This window comes from Paenibacillus sp. 2TAF8, assembly GCF_052114825.1.
In the GTDB taxonomy this organism is placed as follows: Bacteria; Bacillota; Bacilli; order Paenibacillales; family Paenibacillaceae; genus Paenibacillus.
In genome coordinates this window covers 131,892-151,525 of record NZ_JBFRFN010000010.1, presented here as the reverse complement: position 1 = coordinate 151,525, position 19,634 = coordinate 131,892, and the positions used below count along the sequence as shown (strand labels likewise).

17 protein-coding genes are annotated in these 19,634 nt (G+C 46.1%); all 17 read right to left on the bottom strand.

The window, feature by feature from the left end; genetic code table 11:
* Positions 1-69 precede the first annotated feature (69 nt).
* Complete coding sequence (locus AB4Z30_RS16850) at positions 70-639, bottom strand: DUF6470 family protein (protein WP_441928376.1); 570 nt, start codon at positions 637-639, stop codon at positions 70-72.
* A 13-nt stretch (positions 640-652) separates the two neighbouring features.
* Complete coding sequence (gene flgL / locus AB4Z30_RS16845; RefSeq protein ID WP_441928374.1) at positions 653-1,573, bottom strand: flagellar hook-associated protein FlgL; 921 nt, start codon at positions 1,571-1,573, stop codon at positions 653-655.
* A 25-nt stretch (positions 1,574-1,598) separates the two neighbouring features.
* On the bottom strand, positions 1,599-3,155 hold the full coding sequence (gene flgK / locus AB4Z30_RS16840; protein WP_441928372.1) for a flagellar hook-associated protein FlgK: 1,557 nt from the start codon (positions 3,153-3,155) through the stop codon (positions 1,599-1,601).
* A gap of 19 nt (positions 3,156-3,174) precedes the next feature.
* The gene (locus AB4Z30_RS16835) at positions 3,175-3,678 is read right to left on the bottom strand and encodes a flagellar protein FlgN (RefSeq protein ID WP_441928370.1); all 504 of its coding nucleotides are present in this window, start codon (positions 3,676-3,678) and stop codon (positions 3,175-3,177) included.
* 11 nt (positions 3,679-3,689) lie between these two features.
* A complete protein-coding gene (gene flgM / locus AB4Z30_RS16830; RefSeq protein WP_441928368.1) occupies positions 3,690-3,974 on the bottom strand; it encodes a flagellar biosynthesis anti-sigma factor FlgM in 285 nt (94 codons plus the stop codon).
* A gap of 170 nt (positions 3,975-4,144) precedes the next feature.
* Positions 4,145-4,552 (bottom strand): TIGR03826 family flagellar region protein, encoded by a 408-nt coding sequence (locus AB4Z30_RS16825; RefSeq protein WP_441928366.1) that lies wholly within the window; start codon positions 4,550-4,552, stop codon positions 4,145-4,147.
* A 232-nt stretch (positions 4,553-4,784) separates the two neighbouring features.
* On the bottom strand, positions 4,785-5,606 hold the full coding sequence (locus AB4Z30_RS16820) for a ComF family protein (RefSeq protein WP_441928364.1): 822 nt from the start codon (positions 5,604-5,606) through the stop codon (positions 4,785-4,787).
* A 219-nt stretch (positions 5,607-5,825) separates the two neighbouring features.
* A complete protein-coding gene (locus AB4Z30_RS16815; RefSeq protein ID WP_441928495.1) occupies positions 5,826-7,688 on the bottom strand; it encodes a helicase-related protein in 1,863 nt (620 codons plus the stop codon).
* Complete coding sequence (locus AB4Z30_RS16810; protein WP_441928509.1) at positions 7,633-7,776, bottom strand: hypothetical protein; 144 nt, start codon at positions 7,774-7,776, stop codon at positions 7,633-7,635. Before AB4Z30_RS16810 ends, AB4Z30_RS16815 begins: the two co-directional genes overlap by 56 nt.
* Before the next feature lie 143 nt (positions 7,777-7,919).
* Positions 7,920-8,285, bottom strand: coding sequence for a hypothetical protein (locus AB4Z30_RS16805; protein ID WP_441928362.1), 366 nt, complete (start codon positions 8,283-8,285; stop codon positions 7,920-7,922).
* 415 nt (positions 8,286-8,700) lie between these two features.
* Positions 8,701-9,093 (bottom strand): hypothetical protein, encoded by a 393-nt coding sequence (locus tag AB4Z30_RS16800; RefSeq protein WP_441928360.1) that lies wholly within the window; start codon positions 9,091-9,093, stop codon positions 8,701-8,703.
* A gap of 233 nt (positions 9,094-9,326) precedes the next feature.
* Complete coding sequence (locus AB4Z30_RS16795; RefSeq protein WP_024631627.1) at positions 9,327-10,049, bottom strand: response regulator transcription factor; 723 nt, start codon at positions 10,047-10,049, stop codon at positions 9,327-9,329.
* 4 nt (positions 10,050-10,053) lie between these two features.
* Positions 10,054-11,214 carry a sensor histidine kinase gene (locus AB4Z30_RS16790; protein WP_441928358.1) on the bottom strand — a complete coding sequence of 387 codons (1,161 nt, stop codon included), beginning with the start codon at positions 11,212-11,214 and terminating at the stop codon, positions 10,054-10,056.
* Between the two features lie 47 nt (positions 11,215-11,261).
* Positions 11,262-13,985: a stalk domain-containing protein gene (locus AB4Z30_RS16785; protein WP_441928356.1), complete on the bottom strand. Its 2,724-nt coding sequence runs from the start codon at positions 13,983-13,985 to the stop codon at positions 11,262-11,264.
* A gap of 425 nt (positions 13,986-14,410) precedes the next feature.
* Positions 14,411-18,214, bottom strand: a complete 3,804-nt coding sequence (locus tag AB4Z30_RS16780) for an Ig-like domain-containing protein (protein WP_441928493.1) — start codon at positions 18,212-18,214, stop codon at positions 14,411-14,413.
* A 276-nt stretch (positions 18,215-18,490) separates the two neighbouring features.
* Positions 18,491-18,697, bottom strand: a complete 207-nt coding sequence (locus tag AB4Z30_RS16775; protein ID WP_441928354.1) for a hypothetical protein — start codon at positions 18,695-18,697, stop codon at positions 18,491-18,493.
* 19 nt (positions 18,698-18,716) lie between these two features.
* Positions 18,717-19,421, bottom strand: a complete 705-nt coding sequence (locus AB4Z30_RS16770; protein ID WP_441928352.1) for a putative immunity/bacteriocin fusion bifunctional protein — start codon at positions 19,419-19,421, stop codon at positions 18,717-18,719.
* Positions 19,422-19,634: the final 213 nt, after the last annotated feature.

The following is a 19,634-nucleotide window of genomic DNA, read 5'->3' as shown; positions in this document are numbered from 1 at the left end:
GAATTTACATAAAAAAAAGCTGTAGATGTCTGCTTCAAGACTGTCTACAGCTCTACTTATATATTCGGTCTACATTCCTATATCAATAGCTGGCGGCGTATACTGTATCGATGCATATTGCTTCACATAGATGTCCAGTTTACCCCTCTGGTATTCGATTTCCGGCCGATTAATGGTAACGTTCATTTCTGAAACTGCTGGTGTATACTCCAGTTCCGGCGCACGGACATTGAAACGTATGTCTACATTGTCCATCGATGCCGGTCCGCGTATTTCCGGAAAAGAAGTCCCTTGCCAGTCTTCCCCAATAATATTAGCGATTGTATTGCCAGGCTTATGAATCTCAGCCAATCGATCGCCCTGCTGCACTCGATTGGCAATGTTCTGTAAAAAAATCTGCTGGATGCCCGAATATATTCGCGCATTCATATCAATCATATTTCCACCGTTATAGGCTGCAAAGGCTTTCGACTGATCCACATTCAACTCCGGAGCATGGCTTTGTACCGTCAACTTGGCAGGCCTTGTATGAAGCTGCACATCAGCCTTAGGCTGACGCAATGAAAGCTGCCCAGGGTCAGCATCAATCTGAAGCAAAGAAGGCGTTGTTCTAATCTGGAGAACGGGAAGAGTATTCATACTGCTCCTCCTTTTATCTCAAGAAATCCACAAGTGAAGGTGAAATGATCTTGGCACCGGCTGACAGGGAAGCATTATATATATTCTCCTGTATTTTCGATTTCATGATAAGTTCTGCATAATCTGCATCCTCGACCTTAGCTTGAAGGTCTGTCAAATTAACACCCAGATCATCCAAACGCCCCATCATCAGATCAATCCGATTCGTTTTCGCTCCAATCTCGGAGCGAATTGCCAACATTTTATCCATTCTACTATCAATTGTACCAAGTTGGCCCGAAAGTTCTTTTTGATCACCGTTCTTTAAGGCGTCGATAATGTTATTAAGAACCACAAACAAATTATCATCCTCAGTTTCGTTGCCAAACACTTCGTTACCCGTTACATTGATGGGAAGCTGCACACTTTCACCAACAATAAAATTAATTTTCCCTGTATCTGTGATCACAGAGGCAACATCTGTTGTATCTGAAACACCATCTGCATCTTTGGTAAACTGATATGGTTTGATATCATATGTCTCGCCATTGAAGATGTATTTACCGTTAAGCTTACTGTTTGCTACATCAATAAGCTGCTCCTTTAACTGCATAACTTCTTCCTTAACGCTATCCATGGCAGACTGAGGGTTCGTTCCGGTAGAGGCTTGAACCGTCAACTCACGCAGCCGCTGTATGATGCTTCCGGCCTGATCCATTACGGTATCATTGAAATCCAGCCAGGATGTAGCACTGTCCACATTCTTCTGATACTGTTCATTAGAAGATAACTCGGCACGGTACCGTAGAGAATAGGTGATGCCTACAGGGTCATCTGAAGGCTTGTTAATTTTGCGTCCGGTTGCCGACTGTAACTGTGTATTATTCATCTGTTGCGCATTACGGTTCAAGTTAAGCAACAGCTGTGAACTAAGCATGTTATTCGTTATCCTCATCGCTTGAAGTCACTCCTTTCGTTCATTATCTACCCACTGTACCTGTAGAGTTAATTAATTTCTCCAGCAGTTGATCGTATGTCGTCATAAAACGCGCTGAAGCACTGTATGCATGCTGAAACTTGATCATATTGGCCATCTCCTCATCCAGGGACACCCCGCTCACCGATTGACGCCGCGTTTCTACCTGTTGAGTAAGAAATTCCGTATTGGATGTCTGACGAGCAGCTTCCTGTGACTGTACACCCAGTTGTCCCACAATAGCACTGAATTGCGCACCTATTGTTGCATTACGCAAGCCATCAGCTGTCATCATCGGGGTATCCTTGAGATTGGCCATAAGGAGCGCTAATGTGTTGTTACCCTTTACTATACTTTCCGTTCCTGAGGTACTATCTGTCGTCGTACGTAATGAGGTTGCAATTTTGTTTGGATCCGCCACGATCTCGGCATTCAATGAAATGTTGCCCGCCGTGATGGCTCCCCCGCCCGCTGCGGTAAAAAATGGAAGACCTGGCGAAGTACCGCCACTTAAACTGTATCCAAGCTGATGGAGAGCATTCAGACCTTTAATGGTGACTTTCAGATCTTTCTCCAAGAACCGTTCACTGCCTGTGTAATTTTTCCCGTCTATAACTGTATTGTCTGGCAAAACCGAATTTGCCGGAATGGTGATCGTTATATTCCCGTTTGCAAGGGTATCGGCAAGAGAATTCATTTGAGTTTGGTAATCTGTCACTAAGGTGTCTCTGGATTTAATCATTCCATGAACTTCACCACTAGTAAGTGTACCTGCAGCAAATGCATCATTAAGGAAAGCGGCATCCACAGCAACTGCTGGCCCCGCACCCGCAACAAGCGTTTCTCCACCCATCTGGATCTCATAGCCTTGTGGCGAGTCCAATACGCTAATATTAACAATTTTCGATAATTTATCTGCCATCAAGTCACGTTGGTCACGCAGGTCATTAGCATTATCGCCGAGTGATTCCACTTTCACAATAGCACTGTTCAGATTCGCTATGTTACCAAGGTAACCTTGAATCTCACTCGACTTCACCTCAATGTTATTATTCAAATCTCGGTTTAGATTGTCCAGTTGGCGGCTAATCTGGTTCATTGCATCCGTAAGTGCAAGTGTCGTTTCTTTGACGATCCGACGTGCTGTTACGTCCTCCGGGTTTTTGCTCAGATCAGACCAGGATTTATAGAAGTTATCCATGACTGTCCGGAAACCCGTGTCGGACGGCTCATTGACAATGGCTTCGAGCTTTTCCAACGTATCCCGCTGAATGGACCAACTTCCGAAGTTGGTATTTTCGTTACGGTATTGGTCATCCAGAAATTTCTCCCGAACACGGGTGATGGAATCAAACTCTACCCCGGTTCCAAGTTGACCCGGTGCAGTACTGTGCAAAAATGCAAACGGCTCCATAGGAATGGATGCTTGCATATTGACTTTCTGGCGCGAGAACCCTTCTGTGTTAGCATTAGCTATGTTATGACCTGTTGTGCTAAGAGCGGCTGTCTGTGTCAACAAACTGCGTCTAGCTGTTTCGATTGAATGAAATGTAGATGTCACCTGGTTTCCCCCTATTTAATCAAGCCCGAGTGTCGAATAGACCCATTCGACCTGGATTGCCATGCTTATCAGCAGGATGCTGATAAGTTGCATCCTGTTCCGGCCTCGAAGCAAACATGTCCATCGACAGATCAATAAACATTAGCGATTGCTCGATCAGCTTTTGATTCAGTTGATTAATATCTTTCAATTCTTGTAATGTTCCCGCCAGCTTCTTCTGAACTTCAAACAATCGCTGTTTGTCAGCCGGATCAAAGATCAGCTTGGAAATCTCGGTAATATTCAGGTTCAACATTGACTTGATGCCACGCTCCTGAAGAAGTTCATGAACAGCATGTAATCGTTCTGTATCAAGCGGCTCCTGCTGTTTCATGAACTTGGATTCCTTATTCATGATAGCAATAAGCTGGTCTACATCATTTTTAACGATAATCTCTCGTTTAACCTGACTGAGTTCCAGCATATCACGGTGACTTTGCTCCATCTGCTCTAAAACTGCAATTAATCTGTCCAGTGCTGCCATTACATAATCACCTATTCCTTATCAAAAGACTTAAAATACGGTAGCAGCTTGTCGGCAAGCTTGCTACTGTCTACCTGATATGTTCCCGAGCTTACCTGCTCTTTCAACTCCTGAATCCGTTGCAACCGTCCTGCATCTTGCGTACGTCCTTGTTCTTCAAGCATCTTCATCGCCTCCGGAGAAATGGATAACTCATCCTTGCGGCGGCTTTTCTTGGCCTCAGCCTGCTGGTTGGATTCAACATTCCTCTGATATGAATTGATGGCTCCAATTCGACTCGATTCATTGATTTTCATACGAAGTGCACTTCCTTTCAGATAAAATGTAATGATTTACGTTTTTCTTTCTTTATCTTTATGTGTTTGAAATGAGTTAGGATAATAAAAAAAACCGATAATCTTTAATAAGTTTATCGGTACGTTTCAAAACATTTGTTATAGCATTATTCGTATTTAAGACCACGTTCCTATGAATTGCGCAGTTTGTCGACAGCATTGTAGGCTCGTCCGCCTACTTGGTTGTTATCCTTCTGACCTACTTCACGAGCAGCACCAGCCAAGTCTTTCGTTAATCGAGTACGGCAGGAATCACACATGTGACCTTCACGGATCAACGTTCCGCATACTTCACAAGGATACATCATATTCGGGGCGTTTTCGATGGAAATCCGTCCCTCTCGAATAAACTTCGTGATTGTTTTAATCGAGACTTCTGTCGCATCCGACAGTTCCTGTATGTTAGTGCCTTTATTCTCACGCAAATAGTCTACACAGATCTGGTATTCCTGTTCCATCTCCTTGATACAGTTCGAGCATACATCTCGGAAATTCAATGCATACAATTTGCCGCAACGAGGACAATTTCCTAAGTTCATCGCTAAAACTCCCCTCTCCAACTTCCTTTTCCGAATAGCTAATACCTATAGATTACCTTATTTTCTCATATGAAGTCCATATATTATTTACAAATATAAAATGAGGAATATTGCGTAAATATGAAATCTATTTTAAAGTCGAAATCTCTTATTTCACACGGTTATCTTGCCTTAAATAAATCTAATAGAAGTATTTTTACGTTTTGACTATCCGAGCAATGAAAATAACCAACTATGATCTGGCTAATGTAAGTGTGTATATCTCCACGGAGACACTGACATTACTTGCGGCATGTAGAATAACATGTCCACAAGCATCTAACGTACTGCCGGTCGTGTAGATGTCATCAATTAGAAGTAATTTAAATGGCTTGTTGTAATTTTGGAGCAGACTGAAGTCAAATCCATCCGGCTTGATAGAAAAGGCATGCTTCATCGTCTCGAACCGCTCGGCGCGAGACTTGAAGCTTTGTTTCCCTGTGTTGATCTGGCGCTGCAACAGATCAACACAGGGCAAACGAGCGGCGGTGGCAAGCCCTGTTGCCAGGCGCTCCGCCTGATTAAAGCCGCGTTCGGCCAAGCGCTCCACGCTCACGGGTACATACGTGACAGCGTCAGGACGCCATAGCGGCTTCCTGGTTTCTTTTTCACAAATGGAAGTCAGTTCATCACTCATCGCCTGAAAGGCCTGAATCAGTAGTGCAGTTAGCAGCGAGGCATAGCGCTCATGACCTCGGAATTTGTATAAGCTTATCCAATCTTTCATCAGATCGTTATACTGGACGGCGCTGCGATTGCAGACAAAGGAACGGTTCTGCATGTGTACACGCACACAGTCTGGACATCCAACACCGCGGCCACAGCGGTGACAACGGATCGAACGAATCCATGGAATCTGCTGCACACAACGTGGACATATCCCCGGATAATGTGAGGAAAGAACCGCACGGGTTTCGCAAGTCAGACATTGTGAACCTGGCGGGCCGAGCAGTTGGTAGAGATGTCCGGTTAAATGTTGAATACGTTCGAGCATATGAAAGATATAACTAAACATGAATTGGTTCTCCTTTCTTAACGAAATAACGAGAAGAAGTGGCGAGCTTAAGTATGTAGAAAGTTTTCAGTCAGGATGTGGGACGAGCGCTAGCTTTAGTGAAAAGCTCTAATGGTTTTGTTAAAAGATAGATCATTCTGGTGCAAATCATTTTTCATATGGAAGATTAGTCTACCGTTAGCGTGTTCAAGTTCAGGTAAGTACGTTGATGTAATGTGACTATTTGGGGACTGGTGAGTGCAGATAACCTTTCCGGCGGGCAATGGCATTCATTTTGCGAATCTGGGCTACGGCTCTGACCTGAGAGAGTGTACGGCGGGATGCGGCAAATACGACACGACCTGCCGGATCATCCAAGGAGCGCCCTGCCCGGCCTGCCATCTGTACGAGCGAAGCTTCGTCGAAAAGTCCGTTGTCCGCATCCAGAATAAACACATCGCTACGCGGGATGGTCACTCCTCGCTCCAGAATGGTGGTGGTCACGAGCAGACGTATGGAGCGTTCCCGAAATGCAATGACTTTGGCAGCCCGCTCCGCATCCTGCGATGAGGTCCCTTCAATTGAGATATTCGCAAAATTCCGGCGCATCAGGTGCACAAAAGCCTCAATCTGGGCGATACGTGTCACAAAAACAAACACCTGGGCATCACGTTGTAAGGAAGTGCGAATGTGCTTCACGATGACGGCTGGAAGCTGTTTACGCTTGATGCACTGCGCCACGGTAGGCATGTTGATCAGTTTCGGTACTGGCAACGGATGCCGGTGAAAACGGACAGGTACTTTCGCATGAGCAAGCTTGCCTAGAGCAACCTCACGTTGTAACCGGGCTGGCGGCGTAGCGGACAAATAAATGAAGTTGCCCTCTGGTTTGCAACACGAAGCGGCGGCGTGAGCCAGCATGGGATCGTTATGGTAAGGAAACGCATCCAGCTCGTCAATAATCACCAGATCAAACCCTTGGTAAAAGCGCATGAGCTGGTGAGTGGTCGCCAGCGTTAGCCGCGCGTCTTTCCACCGCTCCGAACTTCCGCCATAGAGCGTCGCGAGCGAGGTGTCCGGGAATGCTTTGGCAAGGCGCGGAGCCAGCTCCAGCACGACATCCCTGCGCGGTGTAGCGACCAGCGCTCGCCCCCCTTGATCCAGGGTGTGCTGGATCAGAGGGAATATCATCTCTGTCTTGCCGGCCCCGGTCACGGCCCAGAGCAAGAACCGCCCCGGCCCACCCCCTGCGGGCGACCGGGCCAAAAACGCAAGCGCCGCGGCTGCTGCCGCGCTCTGCGCTGCGCTTAGCCCCCACCGGGCGAGCCCGCCGCCGGTGGGGGCCAGGGCCGTGCCACGCGATGCTTCGCCGCGTGCGGGCACGGCCCCGTGCGCTGCACTGCGTAGCAGCAGCGCACAGGCACGGCTGCGCCCTAGCGCGAGGCATGCCTCGCAGTAGGCGCACGCCGCCAGGCCGCAGGCAGCGCAGGGCACGCGCTGCCTGGCTTCGCTGCCACAGCGGTGGCAGCGGGGCGCGCTTCGCGCGCGGCCGAGCCACGCGAGCCGGCGGCGCGTGGCGGGCCCTTCGAGGGCGGCTGTGAGCTGCAGCCGCCCCTGCAAGCGCGCGAGCTGCGCAGCCGCGCGCCAGCCCCCGGGCGGCATGGCAGGCTCCGCCGCCAGCAGCGCCTCGGCCTCGGCCGCCAGTAATTGGCGGCCGCTCATCCGCTCAGCCAGCAATGCTGCGCACTGCTCCAGCTGAGCCCAATGCTCGGCAGGATACGGCTTCGGCATCCCGCCAACCCTTTCCCGTGTCCCACTTCCTGTTCCTATACTTATCCCCCTTCCACCTTCCCCATCAATTCCTTTTCCCATTTGATCCCCTCTCCATTTGCCCGAACCATTTCCATTCCAACTTTTTGCTCCCGCCTGCTCAGCCCAAGCCTTTTTCGCCTCCACTTCACCCGAAAGCTGTTCATACAAGTCCAGCTTTGCGTTCAAGTAACTTTGCCACGCCTCCATCCGCCACTCATTCATGTTACGGACTGGCTCAAATTGATCTACCAGCCATGAAGCCTGACTTAACGGCAGCTGCGTGCTTAACATCAGCCATTGCTGAACGGGCTGTCCACTTATGCCCTCTAGCCACCACACCACATCCACCTGAATGTCCAAAGACATCACCATTCTCCATTTCTCACTCACCCGACATACATAAATCCCCACCTGCATCTGTTCTGCCCCCCTGTTTGTATCCGAAAACGCAAAAAAGCACATACTAACCGGCATTTTCGCCGGAGCATGTGCTTCATGTCCGTTATTCCTATCACATTTTTCTTATTTTCCAACCCATACTTTCGGTAACTCATTGGTGCTGGATTGAATATAAATAGATTCTCCTGGCTGTAATACCTGTCCATTTACTTCAAAAGTAAACGTTGTTTCCAGTGAAGTACCGTATACATCAGGAATCTCCCCTACTTCATCATAAGAATCAACACCATCCACATTTATAACATGACCCTTATGATCATTAACACCACATTTAATAATTCCATTCGTACTATGACCATCTTCTAAAGCATTCTGCCTCTCAATCTCACCGCGCCCGATTCCTTCAGCTACTGCTCTATCCATACTTAAAGGCACTGCAAACGCCAAAAACACAAACAGTAGTAACCTTCGAATATGTACTTGATTCATAGGCTCTTTTCCTTCCTAAATCATCTTCAAATGAATACTTCTTCAAGAAATCAAACGCAACCCATCTGAAAAACCATATAAAGTAATTATATGGTTCATTTTCCTGCTCGTCAATCCAACCTTATCATCATGCATTCACTCGATTAAACATTTGGAATTTCCCCAACGAATATGCGCAACTTTTTCCAGTTTTCTCAGTCTATACTTTTAAGTTAAGATTTCTGACTTCAAAGAGCTTCTTCAGGCGTCATCTGAAGTGATAAATCCAGTCTTTAACCATAGATTGCAATAAAACCCATATTCAATTTAAAGGCAGACTTGGCTACAATTACAAAAAAAAGACTACAGCATCACGCTGTAATCTTTCTCAACTTGAATCGGCATATTAATGTCTGCATCATGTAAAATGTGAGCATTACCTGCTTCCAGCTACATCACTGGAATTACGCAGATCGATGAGGCGATAGCTGTCCTTCGTCTGTCCGACATGTTCAAGTTCTGCTGGCACAGCGGGCAGATAAGATAGCTCCATGCCTTGCCTTTGCATCATCTTCTCAATAATTGTGATCGTTTCCGCCTCTTTAGGCTCGGCGACCACCGTTAGGGAAAAGCTCTTCCCACGATATAATAATTCCAGGCAAAGTGCTCGAATAATACCTTCGATCCGTCCTGCCTGATTGGAAGGAATGAGCAGAATCTGCTCGAAGCCTTCGGACTCCGGGCGGGAGATATGGCGCTGGTGCATTACATGAACGGCCATTGCCGCCAGGAAGTATATGAGCAGAATCATAGTCAAATGAGCAACCATGGCAACTGCACCTCCTCGGAAGGTCATGTTCACCCATGGCGAACATCCCTGTATACCGCAGTATATGCTGCGTATTCCGAAGGGTTACAGCCAACAACAAGTCAGTACTCGCTTGAACAGATGTTCAGCACACCCTCACACTTTGTTCATGTGCAGTGATAAAGTCCATCAACCCGCAAACCAATCCAGTACTGGAAAGGGCGCGAGTGAATAGCTGTCTAACCATTATAAAATTAGAGCGTAACCCAACCATATTTGATGGAGTTAATAACAGCCTGTGTACGGTCGTCCACTTCCATCTTCTGCAGAATGCTGCTGACATGGTTTTTGACTGTTTTCTCACTGATGAACAAAAATTCACCAATCATCTTGTTGCTCTTACCCTCAGCCATCAAACGCAATACCTCAGCTTCACGACGTGTCAGCGGATTATTGTCTCCAGCCACAAATTTAACGCCTGCTTCCTTCGAAGCTCCTTCGCTCATTGCRCCTGTCTCGTTAAGATACGTCATACGACGAAGCTGCATAATCAGTTTGCCAGTAACTTTGGGATGAATGAATGCATGCCCTTCATGGACCGAACGAATTGCATTAATCAGAGATTCTGCTTCCATATCCTTCAGCAAATATCCGTTTGCACCCTTACGGAGTGTTTCGAATACATAACTTTCATCGTCATGGATGGACAAAATAATAACCTTTACATCCGGGAACAGCTCGCGCAGTTTCTCGGTGGCTTCAACGCCGTTTTCCACAGGCATGTTAATGTCCATCAGTACGATGTCCGGTTTATCCTGATTACAGAATTCGAGCACCTGAATACCATCGCCACATTCGCCGATGACCTCAATGTCGTCCTCCATATTTAAAATGCGTTTCAAGCCCTCTCGGAACAGCTGATGATCATCAGCCAAAAGAACTTTAATTGATGCTTTTCCAGTATCACGGTTTTCCATCCTGCTACTCCTTTCCCTTATCCACGTTTGTCGGGATATGAATGACTATTTTGGTTCCCTGATTCTCTGCGGATTCAATCTCTATTCTTCCTTCTAACAGTTCAACCCGTTCTCTCATCCCGATCAGACCGAAGTGGGTGTGATCCTTGCTTTTCTTCGCAAGAAGCTCCGGTTTGAACCCAAGCCCATTGTCTTGTACGACAATTTTGACGAGCTGAGCCTGGTATGTAATTTCTACGACAACATATGTGGGATAAGCATGCTTGGCAGCATTAGACAGACCTTCCTGCACGAGACGATAGATCGCAGCCTCCATTGCAGATGAGAGACGATGTTCCTTGCCTCTTGTTTCAAAAAGCGACCGGATTTTTGTTTTTACTTCAAAATCCTGCACATACTTCCGAAGCGTTGGAATCAATCCCAGATCATCCAGTGCCATAGGACGCAGATTGAATATAACTTTTCTCATTTCTTCAAGACTGGAACGAACCTGGCCTTTCAAATCTACTATTTCGGCCTGGACCATCTTAAAATCCTGCTTCATGAGCATTCTTTCTACAATTTCCGTCCTAAGCACTAGATTCGCAAGCATCTGCGCAGGCCCGTCATGAATCTCCCGGGCAATACGTTTCCGCTCTTCCTCCTGGGCCAAAATTATTTTCAATCCAATCATTTGTCGATTCTTGGCAGACTCGATAATCCGGGTCACTTGACCCAGCTCTCCTGACAAGTATTCTAGCACAACGCCCATCTGTGAACCAATTGTCTCGGCACGCTCTACAGAAGCCTCCACATTTTTGGCACGCTTCTGCAGATCATCCCGACGGGCCTTTAGATACATTTCCTTCTCACGATAAATCATCAGATCCAGCTGAAGTTGTGTCGCTTTTTCATACGCCTGCTTGATATCATGCTCCGAATAACGGACAAAGTCACGACTCACTTCTGTAAGCCGGATCCGGGAACGGCGGTAATTCAGCTCCAATTGATCTACTTTCTCGATCGTTTCCGCCGTTTCCTTCAACACTGACTTGAGCTCCTCGTTGAGCGTCTTCAGCTCATCACGAGTGGAGTCCATAATTTCAAACATTTGATATTTGCTGTTTTCCATGACTTGTATGGCGTTTTTTATGACGCGGTCTATGGCATCGGCTTGTAAATCCACGTTTGTTCGACTCCATTTCTATCGTTTCCGGTATATATCATACCATATCACGATGAGATGGTAACGGTCTTCGTGTTCTGTTCCCATTTTACAGTCAGCCCAAGTTGCTCGGATACGAGTCTGAGAGGGACTAAAGTCCTACCCCCACTTACGTAAGGTGCAACTGTTGCGCTCTGTCTTTTGCCATTGAGAACAAATTCTTTCTGACCTACCACCAGATCGATCAGCTTGCTTCCGCGAATGACAGTGATTCGCTGATTTTTGCTATCCCAGTTCGCCTGTCCGCCAAAGGCATCCAGTACGTGTTTGATCGGCACATATGTTGTTCCATTTTTAATGACCGGTGCTGCATCAATGGACTTTGTTGTCCCGTTTACTGTCATAGACTTCTGTCCAAGTACCAATGAAGCAGTCCCCGCAGGCAATCCAACTTCGCTGGATTTGGAAGGCATGGTGAACGCAATGTTGTCGAACGCAACCGTTCCTGTCATTGCGCGCTCATCCTGTCCCTCTTCCACGTTAACGACGTATACACGCTTCAGTTTTGCCGGATAAGCCATATTTAGCCCATTCAGGTCTACATTTACCTTTTTCCAGCCATTCCAGTCGATTGCTTTGGCGAGATCAGCATATACCGTTTTACCTTTGGCATCTGTAAATTCCGCACGCAGCCAGTTCAGGCTCTTGTCGCCCATCACATCCATCGACATCGAAGTTGCAGTTGCAGATACGTCTCTACCTGTTGAGCCGTTCAGCTCAGCGTAGGCGTACATTTTACCGGTTCCACCTGTCATATCGTAACTGAGTTGCAACACCTTGGAACCAGCCTTTTCACCCGTTCCTGCTACGACTGCGGCTGATCCGGTTACACCTGCTGCATTTGTGGTGAAGTTAATCGGATAGTTCGCGTTTTCGAAATTCTCCCAGATGGTTTCGCTCGCTGCTGCAGAGAGTACAACAACGGTGCTGTAACCATCATAACGGCCGATCGCATAACCCACCTGTGCTCCATCATTCACAGAGGATACCGTTAACTGGTCACCTGCCACTTTTCCTTTGAACCCGATGAATTCCCATGTCAGAGAATCGGCTGGTACAGTCACGCTTTGCCCACTCTTCGTTGTAGCCGTCACCGGAATAGAAACGGTTGTACCTGATTGGAGCGAACCAAGACCAGATCCAGCTGTCAGGGAAGCCAGCTCACTACCGCCCAGTACCGTGACTTTGATCGAAGATGAAGCTCCGCTGCTTGTAGCCGTCAATGTTGCTGTACCTGGCTTCACACCTTTGACCGTTCCGTTGCTGACGCTGATAATTCCATTATTGCTGGATTTCCAGGTCAACGGAATATTGCCTGTCGAGATCGGGTTGTAGTACGTGTCATAACCTTTTGCAGAGTACTTGCCTTCCTGACCTGCAAGCAACGTCTGGCTGCCGCTTACCGCAAAACCTTTCAGCTTACCTTCAGGTGCTGTGGAGAATACACCAAGTGTATTTACAACTTGACGCTGCTCGGTACCATACTCGGTATTAAATGTCAGACTGGCTGACTGTTCACCTAGCGGACGTGTAACCATCGTTGTTGATCCGCCGCCATCCAGATTCATACCTTTCCAAACCCCGATACTCGTCATGAACGACTGCAATTCGGTCAAGGACATACCGCTGCTGTTGCCGTTTTTCTCGGCTGCAATAATATACACATATCGCCCATCCTGAGAATATCCTACCGCGGTTCTGGCACGAACACCACCTATGCCGGAAGAAGCAATATTCCGCGAGAAGGAAGCAGCCTGACCTCCGTTCACCAGAATCGTATGACCGCCAATCATCATTTCCAGATTATTCGGGTCAACAGACTGTCCTGTCGTTTTGGCAACCAACTTGTAATCTGCTCCAACTGTTTGTCCAACAGACAGGTGACTCATGACCCATGTTGCCGCTGTACCATGTGCACGGAGGATATACCCGTCCGGCGGTACGGTCATATTTAAGGCCTTTTTATCCGAAATTTGCGTGATGACACCATTCTGAACGAGCACCTCCGTCGGTGTGGTGGAAGGATCATTCGGACGTTTGGTCGACGTCCATGCAGGTGTATAAATATACATGGAGTTCACATGGCTGTATGTACCCGCTCCCGTTTCAACCGTATAGTCCTCCTTATTTATCCCACGCAGAGCGAATGTTGAACCATCCTGCGCCTTTACTGTGCCGTCAAATGAATATTCATCGATCATCGGCTTGCCATCTTTGGTTACCGTGAGGGCATACATGCCCTTCAGTTCCGAAGGCGTAGACACCAATACACCGTCAGATACCTGGCCGCCAATCGGTGACATTTCCCCGGATACGTTAAAATAATCTCCGTTCACCGCAGCCACTGCGCCGTTTTCCTTCGCCATACCACCCGTGCTCTGTTTGCTGTTTAATTTGCTGCCTTTACCTGTCATTACATCTAACTTCACGTACGGATTTTGCAAATCTACCTGAATCACATCGGCAAGCACATTCACTTTTGAACCTGAACGTGTTGTCGTATATCTGTATTTCATGAGCTTCGCACCCGAAGTCAAAATTTCTTCCCCGAGCTTGCTCGTATTCGTCGATGCTGCTGCGGCTACGGATTGCCAGGAAGTCCCTGACCACATCTGTCCACCTGCACTCATTACAGGTGCAATCCAAATCACACCTGCCAGTGTTACAATTGCCCATTTCTTAGCCTTGTTGTACTTAACGTCTTCTCGCTGTTTCCCATGTTTCCCCAGCATGTTCGAAACGTCTCTCCCATCTTGTATATCAATCTTAGATATCGCACATATTCTGCCGTTCGACAGTACATAGAGCGATCTCTAGCATACCCTTCTATTAATAGACTGTTTTTAGTAGAAAAAGTTACGCCCCAAGCCAAGAATAAGGTATAAATTGGCTACTATATAAGTTGAACTAAAGATTTTACACGGCCAACTCCGATGACAGAATAACCTTCCAATCGCTGTTATCCCCAGATTTTTTGGATTCCCTTTTCCAAGGGGGAAAATCCGGTGATAAAGGCGAACGCTCCGCTTTTTCAGGTTTTTTCTGTCCTCTCCGTTATTGTGTAAAAGAATAGTTCAACTTATATAGTTTGAGATTCGTCTTCCATCCACAAAAAAAAGACACTTCAAGAAATTTACTTTCTTGAAGTGCCATCCACTTATAGATAACCCAATTGATCCAGAACCCGTTTGAGCATTACCGCTGCTTGCGCGCGACTTGCATTGCCTTGAGGTGCAAACGTATTACTTGTCATTCCTTGAATAATACCTGCTTGTACCGCTTTGGCAACGGAATCTTTGGATTGGATTTTTTTGTTGTCTTTGAACTTGGACAGTGTTGAATTCGCCGAGGATTGCAGTGATAGTGTTTTCCCCCCGTAATTCATGGCCCGTGTCATCATAATCGCCATCTGTTCACGGGTAATCGGATGATCCGGCTTAAACGTGCCGTCCGTATTCCCCATAATGATTCCGGCCTCTGCTGCAGCACCAATATAAGCACTTGTGATGTTGCCGCCCCGAACATCCCGGAAACGACTGACTGCACTAGCTTCTCCCTTTAATCCAAGTCCTCTCGCTACCAGTTCGGCAAACTCTGCACGGGAGATGTTCTCATTGGGACGATAATAGTTACCGTTAGGCGTGCTGATAATCCATTTAGCAGATAATTCCTTGATCACCTCGCTTGCCCAATGTGACGAAGTGTCTGGATAACTGACTGCGCGATTGATCGGCACAACTGCCTGGTTACCATTCAGCTTGGCTTGAATAACGACTCCGCCTGGTGTGCTTTTGAAAGAACTTGGTACATAGGACAGCTGGAACGTTGTCATATCCAGAGCAGCCATGCTTGAAGTTAGGGTTGGTGTATTAGCTGCTACTTGCATGGATAACCCACTTTTAAGTTGCTGCTCCATCTGTTGTTCTCCAGCACCTTTACTTGCAAACACATGTACATCTGTGTAGTTGGCGAGCTTCTGTGCACCTGCCCCAGCGATCAAACTTTCCATCGTACCCGAATCTGATAGTGGCATAGTTTCTAGTTGAACGTACAAAGAAGGTAACACCGTCTTGGATGAACTGCTCTCGTTAATTGGCATCAAAACCGATGAAGCTGCAATCGTACCCACGCTGCGGCTCATTCCTGCCAAATCCAGATTGGACAGCGCTACTGTCCAGAGACGGTCACCATATTTCACTCCAACCGTACCATTGCGGTAATTCCCGGCAAGTTGGGTAAGTGTCGTGATTGGAAATCCAACATACGCAGAGTACTCGCTATCTGGAACCTCAAACACAACAGGCTGGCTCAGCTTGCCTGATGCAGATGCATATTCGAAAGCCTGGCTTAACTTCGCCGCATCTACATTAAATTGACGAGTCGTACGATTGTAGTGCGACATCGCGGAAATCGAAGAGGCTGTGCTGTTATTCATAACAAGCAGGGACTGTCCGTAACTGGATGCATCCAGTTCATTCATCCAAACCGGACGTCCTCCTGTCTGATTCGTTGCAGGCAAGTTGCTGCTGCTCTGCTGTAGTGTCAGCGGCCCAAAAGCCGGCACCGTTGTATTGGACGAATCTCGCAGGGGTACGGCTCCAGGCCTGTAACTAATCGTACCTGAAAGATTGTCCGTACCTGTGTTCGAGGAAAGCTCCAGTTTCAACGTTACTACAGATCCAGAAGCAGATGCTGACAACAACTTGGAACTGCCATTGTTCAGCAATACGCTGAATTGAGCTAACGTTAGAGCAGTCTCCGGCTGAATCGCCTCACGGAATTGAATCTGGATCGTATCCCCCTGAATAACAGCCGCCACAATTTTGGCATTGCCATAGGTATAACTGACAGGAGTCAGATTAATATATCCTGCAGGATTATTATTCAGATCGGTTAACCGCATTGATCCAGGCACATAGGATAACGATACGTTCTGTGTATCTTTAACCGGTGAAGCAAGAGTCAGTGTAACGAGATCATCTTCGATCTCTGAATTGCTTACAAAAACAGGCTTACCGTCAACGAGTACCGAGTACTGGCTGTTCTGTGGTTTATTCCCCGGTTTCAACGGCTCATTGTACCGCATCCATAATGTATTGCCACTCACTTCTGCGCTTCTGAACTCAGGCGGCTTGGTGTCAATCGAATTGCGGACATAGAACCCGGTGAACCCGGCAAGTGTCTGACCACGGCTATCTTTTACAGGCCAAGAACCCGGAGTATATGTGACACGAACAACCTCGCCATCCGTAATCGATCGGCTCAGATTAAGAGTTACGCTGGAGCTGTTATTAACAGAGATGCTGTTCACCCCAACAGCGATCTGATCAGCGGTTACGCTAAACTGTCTTGCGGCATCACTTGAAGTAACGTATACCGTTTCAGGATAATACAGAGTGATCGTGCTGTAATACACACTTCCTTCCCGCGGTTTCGACATCACGGAGTCTAGCCCGTTATCTACGTCACGTGCGCCAAACGACGCAGCCGCATTGTTAGACTGATCCGTAACCCGGTTGCTCGTTCCCGGTGTGTATGCAATTCGAACAAGCTGCCCTGCTGCTACACCCGTATCCAGGACAACATATACACTGTCACCCGAGGTGTATGTCTGGCTGATATTACGTTTCTCACCATTCACCGTTACAGCATATGAACTGCTAAGGGGGTTAATGTTGGACAACCACTTGTCATATGTCAAACGAATCGTATTATTGCTATGCATACTGGCATTTTTCAGGGCTGGTGCGGTTGTATCTTTGCTCAGTGTTTTGAATGTCCATGAAGTCGAACCGTTCAGTCCCGTAAAGATGTTGCCCGCTCGATCCCGGTATGCATTGGCAGGCAGGTCTACCACATAAGTGGTGTTGCCCTCCAGCTCGCTTGTAGGCGTAATGATCAATTGTCTGCTGTTAGAGCTATTAAACACAGTTCTCGTTGAAACAATCGCTCCATTGGATTTCTTGAGAACAGGAGCTATAAAATACCTTGTATCCAGTTCCTTATTAAAGGTCACACTTAAGCTTCCAGATAAAGGTACGTTCGTAGCCCCATTTATAGGTAATAGTGTGCCAACCGTTAGCGCAGTTGGATCAGAAATAATGTTAAATCCCCACACATTACCACTGATGCCGCTAATATCGTTTTTATTGGCATCCTGCAGATAGCCTTCGGGCATAACGATATAGTATGTAGTATTATTATTCCAATCTTTGTCTGGATCGATCTTAATCGTGTTTGTCCCTAAACCTGTGATCCGAGGTGCTCCAGCATTAACCGGAATTTGTTCAAAGATCGTACCGCCAACCCGGCCTTGATAGATGGTCATTGTACCTCTGCCAGCCGTTACAGGTCTGTCAAATGTCATTACGATATCGGTCATCGGAGTCATAATCGTTGCATTATCAGGAACTCTGCTGACGAGCGCAGCAGATCCAATACCTTGTGTACTGAATGTCCATTCTTTCTTGGTCAAGCCTGCAAAAGGTGTATTATCATCCGCATAAACCAATGTTTTATTATTAATTTCTACGTAGTATGTAGCGCCTGGAAGCGGTTTGGAAAGTGTAATGCTTACACGATACCCGCTGACTGACGAATCTGCGCCAGCTCCAGCATCCGGTGTAGGAGGATCGGTAATAGGTTGCTGCGGATCAATGGTTACTTGGCCACCGGTTGAGAGGATGGAATCGACGACGAAATCATCATCCAACCGTTTCACCAAAATCATATTATTCGCAGTATCTGCCTTCTTCACCGGTCTATCAAAATCAATGATAAGCGGAGCAGAGGTATCTACATTCGTTGCTTTGGCTGCTGGTATCGTATCTTTAATACCCGCAGCAAGTTCGTTAGCGGCATAAGAGCGCGACTCAGCGCCATTCCAGCCGGTAAGCCAGCCTTGAGCAGTTAATAGTACAATTAATAATCCCAACATGCTCTTTTGAGCCATTTTTCTCATATTCACTGACGTTCCTCCTTATTCCCATGACTTCATATGTCTGATATACAGACCTCTTTATGTATTTCGGTTACAAAAGGAATAACTGTTAGTTATTTGGGGGTATTTCCCATAAAATATTTAGGGCTCATTGATCAATGAATAACTTCCACTTCTAGTCTTAGTGAAGAATACAAACAGAATAAAAAAGCCTTCATTGCGTTGTTATCTGAGACTTCACAAGTCAAAGATTAACAGCATATGAAGGCGTCCATAGGATCAATTACATTCTCCAAGTTATTTACGCTTTACAAATAACGAAATATCGATCATTAATCCAACGAGAAACCAACCGATATACACCAGATATGCCCCTTCAAATGGATTAAACCAGGAAATAATACTGAGCTTTAAAGTGCCATAACGGAAAAAGGTATATAAAATAACAAGTACAAGAGGCAGAATCCACAACGAAATAGATCTGAGCGAAAAGAATTGCTTCATTTTTGATCACATATCCTTTCTATGCTCCAGAACATGCAAACGCAAAAGCCCCTCCACATAGAAGATCACACCCTACTCCTATTGCAGGATTTACAATGTGCCAGATGCCGCAATATGAAACACATGCAAAAACACCAGTTAAACTACAGGCAAAGCTTTTTCCGTTAAATGTAAAGTCATTTGCAGAGTAATCCATACCATTACCAATAGAGTAGTTTTTATAGTCTAGAACAAGACTGAAATTTTGATCTTCATCAATATGAACTACACTTAAATCAATTATTTTTTTATTTTTAAGATCTATCCAAGCTGACTGTGTTATAAGTTCGCCTGACAGCTCATTCTCCAAAACAGCATATTTGACTCCAATATATTCATAGGCAACACCATTTATCTCAACATTTTTAAATCCTTTATACATCTCTGAGTTGCTTAATAATAGATATTCATCATATTGATAATACTCTAACTCATCATTATACTGTTGAAGCTTCTGATCCATTAAAGAGTTAACATACAGCCTGTCTCGGTTAGAAAGAGAATCTACGATTTCAACGCCTTCGGCTTTCAACTTCTGCCTGATCTCTTGAATACTCATATTCCCACTTTGAGAGCACTGGCATTCGTCAGATGGCTCCGCTTTGACAACATTTGATTGTCCTCCAACAAGAAATAATAGAACCAAACTCAACACAACCGATAAGCATATTAATTTCTTCAACATTGAAATTACCTCCTCATTAATTTGTATTTCAAATCATGATGTATGCATATGTAGCAAAGAAAAACCTAACCTCCTTTCCATAATATACATTATTTATGTTATTTTAAAAAAATAAGTTTGTAAACCTTTTCTTATTTTATTTATCAAATTTTGAAACAAAAAAACTCTTGATCCCCAATGGGAATCAAGAGTTTTAGATTTTGCCCGAACGTA